Here is a 12282-nt window from a genome sequence, read left to right on the forward strand (position 1 = left end):
CTCACGTCTCGACGTGAGGCGCCAGTCGATATGCTCACTGCGGCCCGCGGTTTCGCGGGTGGGCGACGGGGCGCGGTGTCTCGTTGTGAGGTGACATGACGCCCCGAAAGGCCAGCCCCGAAGTGACTTCGAATACGCGTAGCGACGCCCGGTCTCGTGCCACAGCTGCAGCCAGGAGAATCACGATCGCCGCGACCGTGCTGAGCACCACGCTGATCCCACTCGGGGTTGCGACAGCAGCGCAGGCGCAGGCCGCTCCCGCCGTGATCACCGCGCACGCCGCTCCCGCGCCGCTGGCCATCTCGGTGCCCGGTGTCCAGAACGCCCGCACCTTTGCCAACTACACGACGATCAGCGGAATGCGCATCTCCGACAAGGTGATTCGCAGCGCGAATCTTGCTTCCCTCACTCCCGCCGGCGTCGGTGTGCCCGAGCGACACCAACTGCGCTCGATCATCGATCTGCGCACTCAGCTCGAGTCCACTGTGCAGCCCGACAAAGCGGTTCCCGGTGCCACGCGCCACAGTTTCGACGTCCTCGGTGCGGTCCCGGTGTCGTACCTCGTCGATCTGCCGAGCGCCTACCGCGCCTTCGTGACCGATCCGCACGCGCGCGAGGCATTCCGCGCGTCGCTGCTCGACATCAAGAACACCGTTGGCGCAGGCGGATCGGTGCTGTTCCATTGCAGCGCGGGCAAAGATCGTACGGGGTGGCTCGCGGCAGTCCTGCTCACCGTTCTCGGTGTCGATCGTCACGTCGTCGACGCCGACTTCCTCGCCAGCAACACCTTCCGCCACGCGTCGCCCAACGATCCTCTCAACGGCGTGAACATCGGACTGCTGAACACCGCGTTTGCTGCTGCAGACAAGACCTACGGCAGCTTCGAGAACTACGTCCACCAGGGACTGCGGCTCTCCGATTCGGATATAGCGGGACTGAAGAAGGCGTTGCTGCTGCCATCGATCTGAACCGCGACGCAGTCCGGTCTGGCTAGGGTGGAGTGGTGACTCCTGCACAGTCGGAACGGGCGGCGTTGGCCGCGACGCTGCAGACCGTCGGACCAGACGCGCCCACGCTGTGCGGCGACTGGGATACCCGCGACCTCGCGGCACACCTGGTGATCCGCGAGCGTCGGCCCGACGCAGCGCTCGGAATCGTCGTCAGTCCGTTGGCCGGGCACACCGAGAAGGTGCAGGCGCACACCGCTGCCCAGCCATGGCCCGACCTCGTCGAGGAGGTTGCCGACGGTCCGCCATGGTATTCGATGTTCCGCCTTGTCGACCGGTGGGCCAATCTCGCCGAGATGTTCATCCACCACGAGGACGTGTTGCGCGGTGGTGCGGACCCGGACGGACCGTGGACTCCTCGCGAGCTGAGTGCTGACATGACGCAGGCACTACGTACCCCGCTGAAGGGTATGGGGAAGCTCACACTGCGGTCTATGCCTGCCCAGGTCACGCTCGCGACACCGGACGGCGAGAACCTGCTGGTCGTGGGGTCAGGTGAACCGGTGATGGCCACTGGGACCGTCGGCGAGTTGCTTCTGTTTGCCTACGGACGCGCACCCGTCGCGATCACCTGGTCCGGCGATCCCGATGCGATCGCGGCGGTCTTGGCAACCACCCGCTCCGTATGAATTCCCCAGTGTGAATCTCCCCGTCTGAATCCCGCTGATTCTTCCGTTGAGCTGCGTGTTCGTACGTCGGCGTCGTAGCGGGTGATCCGGGCAACGGTTACGAATTCGACACACAGTCGTGTTGCCTGTGTTGTGCATGTGACTCAGGTGATGGGTGACCACTAGTCTGTCCGTATGGCTTCGAAGGCAGGCACGAGTTCAGCCGCGGCCGCGTCACGCGCAAGCGGTGGACAGCGCGCAGCGGCGGGACGGGGTGCAACGGGGGGACGGACAGGCCGTCAGCAGCGCACGGGTGGTGAGCGACGCCAAACTGCGGCGTCGGGGAGTCGCTCATCAGGATCGCGCGCGAACACTACCGGACGTACACGCTCATCATCGTCGACGTCGTCGGGGCGTAAGCAGGGTTCGGCACGCAAGCAGACTTCGGGACGTCAACAGCAGGCCCGTAAGCAGCAGTCCGCCGACATCAGTCGACGTTCCGCAGGCGCTGTGGTCGGTCGGGGAGTCGGCCGTGGTCTCGGCGGTGCGTGGTCGCTGCTCGCGAGGGGGGTCGGTTCGGTCGCACGGGCGGGCACCGGGCACTCCACGACAGCGCCGGGTGGCGACGGGGATTTCACTGACGGGGACTTCGCTGACGGGGACTTCAGGGACGGGGACTTCAGAGACGGGGATGTCACCGACGACGGCTACCTGACCTCCGATGACGTCGCAGGTTTCGAGGGCCGTCGCGACCGGCACGCACCCGGCGCACAGGGACATTCGCATCGGCGCGACGGGACGGGGCTGGCGTTGCTCGCCCTGGCACTGCTCGTCTCTGTCGGAGTGTGGCTTGGGGCGGCCGGTCCGGTCGGCGCGTTCATCGACGCTCTGGTGCGGGCCGTCGTCGGTACCGCGGCACTGTTGGTACCCGTCGCTCTCGTCGCGGGCGCGATCGTGCTGATGCGACGGGGTCCGAACCCCGAGAAGCGCGCGCGGTACATCGGTGGCACATTGCTCATCGTCTTGCCGCTGCTGGGTCTGATGCACCTGGTGGCCGGGGCGCCCGAGGACCTTCCCGGCCGGTCACATGCGGGCGGATTCGTCGGATACGTCGTCGGGACGCCACTCACCGCGGGCGTCACCGCGTGGGTGTCGGTGCCGATCCTGGTGTTGTGCATCGCTTTCGGGGTCCTGATTCTCTCCGGCCGCACGATCCGCGAGGTCGTCGACGCTGCCGCGGGCTGGCTCGGACTGGGCGGCGGGCGCATCGACGACGACGATCTCCCGTGGGACGACGATGCAGAGTACGAAGACGCCGAGTACGAAGGCGATGCGGCCTATGACGATGACGCCGTCGATGCTGACGACGACTTCGCCACCGGTGGATGGTCTCGTTCGGCGGGTCTCCGCTCCGACGACCCGTACGAGAACTACCCGCCCGACGACGATTCGACGGTGCGTCCCCGGCGGCGCACTGCGCGCTCGGATCGGCGTAGCGCACCCATCGCGGTGCCGACACCGACCGTCGACGTCGCAGACGCCCCGACCGACAACTTCGACGACATGCTGACCGAACCCGTCGTCGACGAGGTCACCGAGCAGATCGCGCGGCCGGCTACCAGGACGACCCGCAAGCGCGCAGGCGAGGTTGCCAAGTCGCGCAGTCGCGAGACGTCTGCGCCCGCACAGCCCGTAGCACCGGAGCCTGCCGTTGACACCGCCGCCGACTCGGATGCCCTTGTGCTCGCCGATGTCGAAGGTGACTACCGCCTACCGCCGGCCACGTTGCTCGTCGACGGTGACCCGCCCAAGCGTGGTAGCGAGACCAACGACGACATGATCGATCGCATCACCGGGGTCCTCGAGCAGTTCAAGATCGACGCGGCGGTCACCGGGTACACCCGCGGACCGACCGTCACGCGATACGAGGTGGAGCTCGGTCCCGGTGTGAAGGTCGAGAAGATCACCGCGCTGCAGCGCAACATCGCCTACGCGGTCGCCACCGACAACGTTCGGTTGCTCGCACCCATCCCGGGTAAGTCCGCGGTCGGTATCGAGGTGCCCAACTCCGATCGGGAGATGGTGCGCTTGGCAGACGTCCTCAAGGCGCCGTCGACCCGCAAGGACTCGCATCCGCTGGTGATCGGCCTGGGCAAGGACATCGAGGGCGATTTCGTGAGCGCCAACCTCGCGAAGATGCCGCATCTGCTGGTCGCTGGTTCGACGGGTTCGGGTAAGTCGAGCTTCGTGAACTCGATGCTCGTGTCGCTGCTGACGCGCGCCACGCCGGAGCAGGTGCGGATGATCCTCATCGACCCGAAGATGGTGGAACTCACGCCGTACGAAGGCATTCCGCACCTGATCACGCCGATCATCACGCAGCCCAAGAAGGCTGCTGCTGCGCTCGCGTGGCTCGTCGAAGAGATGGAGCAGCGTTACCAGGACATGAAGGCGTCGCGGGTGCGCCACATCGACGACTTCAACAGCAAGGTGGCCTCAGGTGAGATCACGACGCCACTCGGTTCCGAACGCGTCTACAAGCCGTATCCGTACATCCTTGCCATCGTCGACGAGCTCGCCGACCTGATGATGACCGCCCCACGCGACGTCGAGGATGCGATCGTCCGCATCACGCAGAAGGCACGTGCTGCCGGTATCCACCTCGTGTTGGCGACTCAGCGACCCTCCGTCGACGTCGTCACCGGTCTGATCAAGACCAACGTGCCGTCGCGATTGGCGTTCGCGACGTCGTCGCTGACCGACTCGCGCGTCATCCTCGATCAGCCGGGCGCCGAGAAGCTCATCGGCATGGGCGACGGACTGTTCCTTCCGATGGGCGCGAACAAGCCTGTCCGTATGCAGGGAGCGTTCATCACCGACGAGGAGATCGCCGCCGTCGTCGACTACGCACGTGAGCAGGCCGATCCCGAGTACACCGAGGGCGTGACGACAGCCAAGGCCGGCGACAAGAAGGACATCGACGGCGATATCGGCAACGATCTCGACGATCTACTGCAGGCCATCGAACTCGTCGTGTCGAGCCAGTTCGGCTCGACGTCGATGTTGCAGCGCAAGCTGCGCGTCGGGTTCGCCAAGGCAGGGCGACTGATGGACCTCATGGAGACACGCGGTGTCGTGGGTCCGAGCGAGGGGTCGAAGGCGCGTGAGGTACTGGTGAAGCCGGACGATCTCGCAGGGGTCATCGCGTCGATCACCGGTGGTGGCGACACGGCGAGCAGCGACGAATAGCCAATTTCGGGCATAGCGGACGAACGGGATATACCTCGGCTTCATTCAACTGTTAAAGTGGTCGGCAGATCGAAGAGGGGAGTATCCCCAACCTCGCAGTCTGTCCGTCAATACGGTCGGGAGGTCGACGATGCAGATCATCGCGCGACACCCCCAGCCCGGACAACTGGTCCGGATTCATCGCTGCACAGTACGAGGCGGCGCCGGGCGGGAGAGACCTCTGGCATCGCAACCGTTTTGTGCTGCGCGCTGGAGGTAGACCTTTCGTGAATGTTTCACCCACCGTCTGGGCGATCACCTGTGTGGTGATCCTCGGCCTCTTCGTCTTCGACTTCTTCGCCCACGTCCGCGTTCCACACGCGCCGTCGCTCCGCGAATCCGGCATGTGGTCGGCAATCTACATTTCGATCGCCGTCGTCTTCGGTCTCTTCGTCTGGTGGCAATGGGGCGGAACCTATGGCGGTGAGTACTTCGCCGGCTACGTCACCGAGAAGGCGCTGTCCGTCGACAACCTCTTCGTGTTCGTGATCATCATGAGCAAGTTCGCGGTGCCCCGCGAGTACCAACAGAAGGTACTGCTTCTCGGCATCGTGATGGCGCTGGTGATGCGCGGCGCGTTCATCGCCGTCGGCGCCGCAGCGATCAACGCCTATAGCTGGGTGTTCTACCTCTTCGGCGCCTTCCTCATCTTCACGGCGATCAAGCTGCTCCGAGAGAGCGACGACCCCGTCGAGCACGAGGAGGAGCGCGAGACGAGGCTCGAGCGGTTCCTCAAGAAGCGTTTGCGCACCAGCGACGAATACGACGGAGACAAGCTGTTCACCCGGATCAACGGCAAGCGGTGGGCCACGCCGATGCTGCTCGTCCTGATCGTCATCGGTTTCACCGACGTCTTGTTCGCGCTCGACTCGATTCCCGCGATCTACGGCCTCACACAGGAGCCGTACCTGGTGTTCACGGCCAACGCATTCGCGTTGATGGGCCTTCGACAGCTCTACTTCCTGCTCGGCGGGCTACTCGACCGGCTGGTGTTCCTGTCCTACGGTCTCTCGTTCATCCTCGGCTTCATCGGCGTGAAGCTGGTGCTGCACGCCCTCCACGAGAACACGCTGCCGTTCATCAACGGCGGCGAGCACGTCGCGGTACCGGAGATCTCGACGGTGCTGTCGTTGTCGGTCATCCTCGCGACACTCGTGATCACCACGGTGGCGAGCCTGCTCTGGTCCAAGCGCAAGGGTGCGTCGTCGAGCGAACCGGTGGTCCGACACGACGAGTAGCGTCGTCGACCTGCCCGGGTGTGCGGCGGGCTGAGCTAGTCGGTGAAGGGGCCGTACACCTGGGTCCACTCGACGACCCGGACGCCGTCGATGGCCTGGTGCGCGTTGAACGGATCGTTGGCGATGAACACCTCAGCCTCGTCGAGGTCGGTGCCCCGTACGAGGATCAACGCGCCCGAGCCGTCGGGGTAGGGGCCGGTCATCAGCACGTTGCCTGCTTTGAACTCCTCGGCCAACCACTCGCGGTGCAATGCCCGGTGCTCGTCTCGCACGGCGGCTTTGGCCGGGCCGTAGGTGTAGTGGACTGCGAAGATCGCCACGATGTCGCTCCTGGTGTGTGGTTGGTCAAGGTGTTTGCCCGGGTCAGGGCGTAGGTTCGGTAGAACTCTTGTCGAGATGGGCGAGCATGCGGGTGTTGCCGAGGGTGTTCGGCTTGACGTAGCTGAGGTCGAGGAACTCGGCGACGCCGGTGTCGTACGAGCGGCACATCTCTTCGTACACCTCGCGGGTGACAGGCGTGCCCTGGATCTCGCGGAACCCGTGCCTTCCGAAGAAGGCGGTCTCAAAGGTCAGCACGAACACTCGGGATAGTTGGAGTTCCCGCGCAACCGACATGAGCTGACCCACCAGCAGGTGCCCGATCCCGCGGCCGGCGAAGCGCGTGTCGACCGCGACGGTACGTACCTCGCCCAGATCGGCCCAGAGAACGTGTAGCGCACCGCAACCCACGACGATGTCGTCGAGCTCGGCGACCCAGAACTCCTGGACTGACTCGTACAGCGTGACGAGGTTCTTCTCGAGCAGGATTCTGCCCGCGTAGAGGTCGATGAGCTCCTTGATGCGGGGCACGTCGGACGTGCGGGCGCGTCGAATGAGGGGCACCGTTTCCTGTTCGGCAGTGGGCACGGCATATGAGCCTAGTCGCGACAGATACGCTGGAGGGGTGCGGACTCCCGATCACATCGCCGACCCGGTCGACCCGGTGCCGGTGGTCAACATCGCCAATGCGCTGACGGTGTTCCGCATCGTGCTGGTTCCCGTGTTCATCGCAGTGCTCTTCATCGACGGCGGGCACAACGCGGTGTGGCGGGTTGTCGCCGCCGTCATCTTCGCGGGTGCTGCATTCACCGACAGAGTCGACGGCAGGCTGGCCCGCGAACGCGGACTCGTGACCGACTTCGGGAAGATGGCGGATCCGATCGCCGACAAGGCGCTGATCGGTGCGGCGCTCATCGGTCTGTCGATCCTGGGTGATCTGAGCTGGTGGGTGACCGGCATCATCCTGGTCCGCGAGTTGTGGGTGACGCTCCTGCGCTTCTGGGTGATTCGATACGCGGTGATCCCGGCGAGCCGCGGCGGCAAGCTGAAAACGTTGCTGCAGTCGGTCGGTATCGGGCTCCTGGTGCTTCCGTTGCACGGTCCGTGGCACACGATCGCGATGGTGATCATGTGGGCCGCCGTTGCTGTGACCGTGGTGACGGGCGTCGACTACACCTGGCAGGCGCTACGCGTGCGCGTTCGGGCAGCTCGGTCGGACTCGACGACCGGTTCGCTACGCAAGGCCCCCGGGTCCCGCAAGACTTCTGACTCCCTTCCGCCTTCGCCGCACCGCCATTCCGACACCGTGTGATGGGTACGCGCCACTAGTCGACGTCGCGTGCAGTTGCGACGCGCGGACGAACGGCGTACGGCGACTGTCGGAACTTTGGACTAGTGTCGTGCAGACACACGGGGGACGGTGTGCGAAAGTTCGGGAACGTATCGGCTGTCTCCGGCGTTGAAGCCGAACGGACACAAGAGACAGACACACGACACAGACCACGACACAGACACCGAGAGGAGACTCGATGGCGATGCTCTTGCGCGAAGCGCTAGGCGACAGCTTGCGCCGGGTGCGTACCCAGCAAGGCCGAACGCTGCGCGAAGTATCCACGAATGCACGGGTCAGTCTGGGATATCTGTCCGAGGTGGAACGCGGCCAGAAAGAGGCGTCGAGCGAACTGCTCGCCTCGATCTGTGATGCTCTCGACGTCGAGATCGCCGACCTGCTTCTCGACGTCGGCACGGCCATGCGACCTGAAACAGCCGACGCCGATGCGATGGCATTGGCGGGCGAATCGGGTCTCGGTTCACCGAAGGTCGTCATCCCATCGCCCGACACTCACCGGACCACTGCGCTTGCCGCTGCCTGACAAGTGCCAATCTGTCGGTGGGTAGGCGCTAGATTGGTCTCAGTACATCGACAGACCCCGCTGCATCGACAAGAGCGGCCGAGTCGTTGAGACCGCTGAATCGATAAGACCTGTCGGACCGAGGTTCGACGACGCTGAATGGAGTTGACGAAGAGCATGGCGAATCCGTTCGTGAAGCTGTGGCGCTACCTGATGGCAGCAGGCAACGCGAAGATCGACGAGAACGCCGATCCGAAGATCCAGATCCAGCAGGCGATCGAAGACGCGCAGCGTCAGCACCAAGCGCTGTCCCAGCAGGCGGCCGCCGTCATCGGCAATCAGCGTCAGCTCGAGATGAAGCTCAATCGGCAGCTAGAGGAGATCGAGAAGCTGCAGGCGAATACCCGTCAGGCGCTGACTCTTTCTGATCAGGCGACAGCCGCAGGCGACACGCAGAAGGCCCAGGAGTACACGAACGCTGCCGAGGCGTTCGCCGCGCAGCTCGTCACCGCGGAGCAGAGCGTCGAAGATCTGAAGGCTCTTCACGATCAGTCGTTGCAGGCCGCCGAGCAGGCCAAGCACGCTGTCGAACGCAACGCGATGATTCTGCAGCAGAAGCTTGCCGAGCGGTCGAAGCTCCTCAGCCAGCTCGAGCAGGCCAAGATGCAGGAGCAGGTGTCGGCCTCGCTCAACCAGATGAGCGAACTGTCGGTACCCGGAAACACCCCGAACCTCGATCAGGTTCGCGACAAGATCGAACGCCGCTACGCCAACGCACTGGGCTCAGCCGAACTGGCCAAGAACAGCGTTCAGGGTCGCATGCAGGAAGTGCAGCAGGCCAGCGTTCAGATGGCAGGCCACTCTCGCCTCGAGCAGATCAGGGCCAGCATGAACGGCGGAGCACTACCGTCCGGTGGTACGGCGGCGCAGCCGGCTCAGAACGCGGCCCCTGCCCAGCAGCCGACGCAGCCCGCGACCGAGCCCCCCACCAGCAACTGACGGGTACACCGCCCCGCGTCGGGATCGTTGCCGGACCAGACGCCGGGCACGCTTTTCCGGCGTTCGCACTCGCCGAGCGCTGCCGCGACATCGGTTGGCATTCGACCGTATTCACCGGCACGCAGTGGTACGCCGCGGCCGGTAGTCGGGGCATCGACATCGCAGAGCTCCCGGAACTGCGCCCGGACGATGCCGACGATGACCTCGACGCCGGGGAGAAGCTGAGCGGGCGAGCAGCCCGCATGGCAGTCCGTCTCGCGCCGGTGCTGGCGAGTCGACGTATCGACCTGGTGGTCTCGGACGTCATCACCGTTGCCGGATCGTGGGCCGCAGAGCTGACCGGGTTACCGTTCGTCGAACTGTCGCCGCACCCGCTGTACGCGCCGTCGAAGGGGCTGCCGCCGGTCGGGGCAGGTATGGCGCCCGGCCACGGATTCCGAGGCCGGTTGCGCGATATAGCGATGCGCGCCGCGAGCAATCGTTCCGTCGCGCTCGGTGTGCGTCAGCGCGCCGCGGCGCGCAGCGGCATCGGTCTTACGGATCGGGTACCGTCGCCTGCCGCCCGACTGATCGCGACCCTTCCCGCCTTGGAGGTCTGGCGACCGGATTGGCCGCGCGACACCCATCTCGTCGGTCCGCTGCTCTGGGAGCCGACCGCTCAGATCTTCGAACGGCCCTCGGGCGAAGGGCCGCTGGTCGTCGTAGCGCCGTCGACCGCGGTCACCGGTTGTCAGGATCTGCTCGACGAGACACTCGGCGCACTCGGCGCGATAGCGTCACGGACCCCGATACGGGCCGTGATCTCGTCACTGGACCCGCCTGCACAGGACACACTCGCGCGTGCAGGCGCGGCGTCGGTGAGCTTCGGACTCGGTCGTCAGGACGAGTTGCTTGCCGATGCTGACCTGGTGGTGTGCGGGGGTGGCCACGGAATGCTCGCGAAGTCGTTGTTGGCCGGAGTCCCCGTCGTCGTCGTTCCCGGCGGCGGTGACCAGTGGGAACTGGCGAATCGGGTGAGCAGGCAGGGCAGTGGCGTGCTTGTTCGGCCCGCCGACTCCACGTCGATTGCGGAAGCGATCGAGGCGGTACTGCGCGATCCTGGCCACGCCGCTGCTGCTGCGGCGGCACGACGGTCGGCGACCGCGGTGACCGACCCGATCGACGTGCTACGCGGTGTGCTCGCGTCCGCGGGAACGTAGGCTGGCCGAGTGCGTCTCACGGAGTTCACGGAGCTGATGACAACCCAGTTCGGGGTGTCGTCGGCCGATGCGATCCTGGCCGATCACGTGCTCATCGAGTTCGGTGGCCGGACCGGGGCTCAAGCCATCGAAGAGGGCGTCGATCCCCGTGACGTCTGGGTGGCGATCTGCCGCGACTTCGATGTTCCGCGCTCGCGGTGGTGACACCCACGCGGTGAGTTCGGGGCCGAAGAGTCACGCAGTCCAGTCGATGCGGTCGGCCATGTCGAGCAGGCGCTGTCTGCGGACCTCTCCGGTGGCCCCGATCCAGGCGATCAAGCCGTAGACATGGGCACGAAAGTTGCTGTGCCCGTGATGGTTCTGCGCATGTGCACCGGTCAGCGCAGCGTTGTGTAGCAGCGCCCGCAGGGCGTCGTAGTCATGTCGCGATACCCGGGGACGGTCGTTGACGACGAGTCCTGCCAGCCGCTGCTGCTGATGGCGATGCATCACGCGGGTCTTCGAGGTGTTGACCGCGAAACCGCAGTCGTCGACGATGCGCGTAACCGTCCACAGTGCACGCGCGGAGTCGAGGTCGTCGCCGGAGACCGCGAGGTCGTCGCCGTATCGGGTGTAGCGCAGGCCGTTGGCGTTGGCATAGCCTGCGATACGTCGATCCACCTGTGCGAGAGCGAGATTCGCGAGATGCGGTGACGTCGGAGCGCCCTGGGGGAGATGGCGTCGACGGAGCAGGCTCGCATGCGCATAGTCGATTCCCGAGAGTTGGTCGGCGGGTGTCGACGTCGTGCACAGTTCGGCGAGAAGACGTGCGATGTGCAGTGGATAGCCGACGTCGTCGAAGATCCGACGGACCCGGCCCACCCCGATCGATTCGAAGCAGTGCAACAAGTCGACGCGCAGCACCGTCGTACGGTCGCTGTGCGGCCACGCGAAGGCGGCAGGTGAGGAGCCCGGCTCGAATCCGCGCGCGGCCGGGTGAGCGGGGATTCGGCCGACGAGCCTGTGCAGGAGCCGACGCTGTGTCTCACGCATCCGGGGCTTGGGTGCCTCGATGACGCGGACCCCGGATCGCTTTTCGCGGCGGAACACCCGATAGTGCCGCAGCCGCGGGTTCGCGGTACGCAACCAGGTACCGCGATCGGCGAACCATTCGAGTTCGGGCACCGTGAAGTCCAGCCATACGGCGAACTGTTCGACGTCGGACAGCGAGGGTAGGTCGTTGGCGAGTGACGGCGCTGGTGGCGGACCGGGAAGTTCGACGACGCGCGTGGCAGGCGGATCGGGCACCGTCCAGGGAATCAGCGCCAGCCGAAAGATCTCACCGGTGTGCGCGGGCTCGTCCGGTGCGAGGGCGAAGGCCTGCTGTGCGACGTCGACGCAGATCTCCGCGGGTAGCTCGATGCCGGCAGCTCGAACGACCGCGGGCCACGTCCAGTCGACGATCCTGTCGGCGATGGCCGCTGCGAGGACACTGACCTGATTGGCGGTGAACGGCGGTTGCGGTCGGGTCATCGTGATCGGGCAGCCGTGACTGGAGCGGAGGGCGTGACGGGGGCGGATGGACGGCCGGGGTGACCACGAGCCGAGTACTCGTCGCCGGCTGGCACGCGCAGCGTGCGGAGCGGCGTCGGACGCAGGAACCAACTGTGATGTGTACCCAGGGGTTGCCCCTGGGACGGATCTCTCGATCCACTCTCACCCCGGCCGCCCACGTCGACGACCCTAGTTGTTTCTTCGACGAAAGATCGTCAATGCGATATTTCGGCCGAACG

The 12282-nt window shown here is 65.5% G+C and carries 12 protein-coding genes; 9 read left to right on the forward strand and 3 right to left on the reverse strand.

The genetic code is table 11. The features are described 5' to 3' along the window. Window positions 1-95: 95 nt before the first annotated feature. The 4 genes from A5777_RS02060 to A5777_RS02075 all read left to right on the forward strand — a co-directional run bounded on the left by A5777_RS02060 (window position 96) and on the right by A5777_RS02075 (window position 6141). Window positions 96-968 (forward strand): tyrosine-protein phosphatase, encoded by an 873-nt coding sequence (locus A5777_RS02060; RefSeq protein WP_231894907.1) that lies wholly within the window; start codon window positions 96-98, stop codon window positions 966-968. 35 nt (window positions 969-1003) lie between these two features. Beyond that, entirely contained in the window at window positions 1004-1636 is a 633-nt protein-coding gene (locus tag A5777_RS02065; protein WP_064861480.1) for a TIGR03085 family metal-binding protein, read from the forward strand. Window positions 1637-1810: 174 nt separating this feature from the next. Beyond that, window positions 1811-4864 (forward strand): FtsK/SpoIIIE family DNA translocase, encoded by a 3054-nt coding sequence (locus A5777_RS02070; RefSeq protein ID WP_231894908.1) that lies wholly within the window; start codon window positions 1811-1813, stop codon window positions 4862-4864. Between the two features lie 266 nt (window positions 4865-5130). Continuing rightward, entirely contained in the window at window positions 5131-6141 is a 1011-nt protein-coding gene (locus A5777_RS02075; protein WP_064861473.1) for a TerC family protein, read from the forward strand. 35 nt (window positions 6142-6176) lie between these two features. Here the strand turns inward: A5777_RS02075 and A5777_RS02080 are convergent, their stop codons facing one another. Then, window positions 6177-6461 (reverse strand): YciI family protein, encoded by a 285-nt coding sequence (locus A5777_RS02080; RefSeq protein WP_064861474.1) that lies wholly within the window; start codon window positions 6459-6461, stop codon window positions 6177-6179. A 43-nt stretch (window positions 6462-6504) separates the two neighbouring features. Further along, complete coding sequence (locus A5777_RS02085) at window positions 6505-7047, reverse strand: amino-acid N-acetyltransferase (RefSeq protein WP_064861475.1); 543 nt, start codon at window positions 7045-7047, stop codon at window positions 6505-6507. A gap of 37 nt (window positions 7048-7084) precedes the next feature. Here A5777_RS02085 and pgsA point away from each other — a divergent pair, with 37 nt between their 5' ends. The 5 genes from pgsA (at window position 7085) to A5777_RS02110 (ending at window position 10714) form a co-directional block, all read left to right on the forward strand. Further along, window positions 7085-7771 carry a CDP-diacylglycerol--glycerol-3-phosphate 3-phosphatidyltransferase gene (pgsA, locus tag A5777_RS02090; protein ID WP_064861476.1) on the forward strand — a complete coding sequence of 229 codons (687 nt, stop codon included), beginning with the start codon at window positions 7085-7087 and terminating at the stop codon, window positions 7769-7771. Window positions 7772-7988: 217 nt separating this feature from the next. Further along, on the forward strand, window positions 7989-8333 hold the full coding sequence (locus tag A5777_RS02095) for a helix-turn-helix domain-containing protein (RefSeq protein WP_005204535.1): 345 nt from the start codon (window positions 7989-7991) through the stop codon (window positions 8331-8333). Window positions 8334-8489: 156 nt separating this feature from the next. Continuing rightward, window positions 8490-9311, forward strand: coding sequence for a PspA/IM30 family protein (locus tag A5777_RS02100; RefSeq protein WP_049697476.1), 822 nt, complete (start codon window positions 8490-8492; stop codon window positions 9309-9311). A gap of 242 nt (window positions 9312-9553) precedes the next feature. After that, the gene (locus tag A5777_RS02105) at window positions 9554-10510 is read left to right on the forward strand and encodes a nucleotide disphospho-sugar-binding domain-containing protein (protein ID WP_156529260.1); all 957 of its coding nucleotides are present in this window, start codon (window positions 9554-9556) and stop codon (window positions 10508-10510) included. Window positions 10511-10519: 9 nt separating this feature from the next. Beyond that, the gene (locus A5777_RS02110) at window positions 10520-10714 is read left to right on the forward strand and encodes a DUF3046 domain-containing protein (RefSeq protein ID WP_005204540.1); all 195 of its coding nucleotides are present in this window, start codon (window positions 10520-10522) and stop codon (window positions 10712-10714) included. Between the two features lie 30 nt (window positions 10715-10744). On the opposite strand, the gene A5777_RS02115 is transcribed toward A5777_RS02110, so the two are convergent. Then, complete coding sequence (locus A5777_RS02115) at window positions 10745-12022, reverse strand: reverse transcriptase family protein (protein ID WP_064861478.1); 1278 nt, start codon at window positions 12020-12022, stop codon at window positions 10745-10747. Window positions 12023-12282 lie beyond the last annotated feature (260 nt).

Source organism: Gordonia sp. 852002-10350_SCH5691597 (assembly GCF_001665715.1).
In the GTDB taxonomy this organism is placed as follows: domain Bacteria; phylum Actinomycetota; class Actinomycetes; order Mycobacteriales; family Mycobacteriaceae; genus Gordonia; species Gordonia sputi.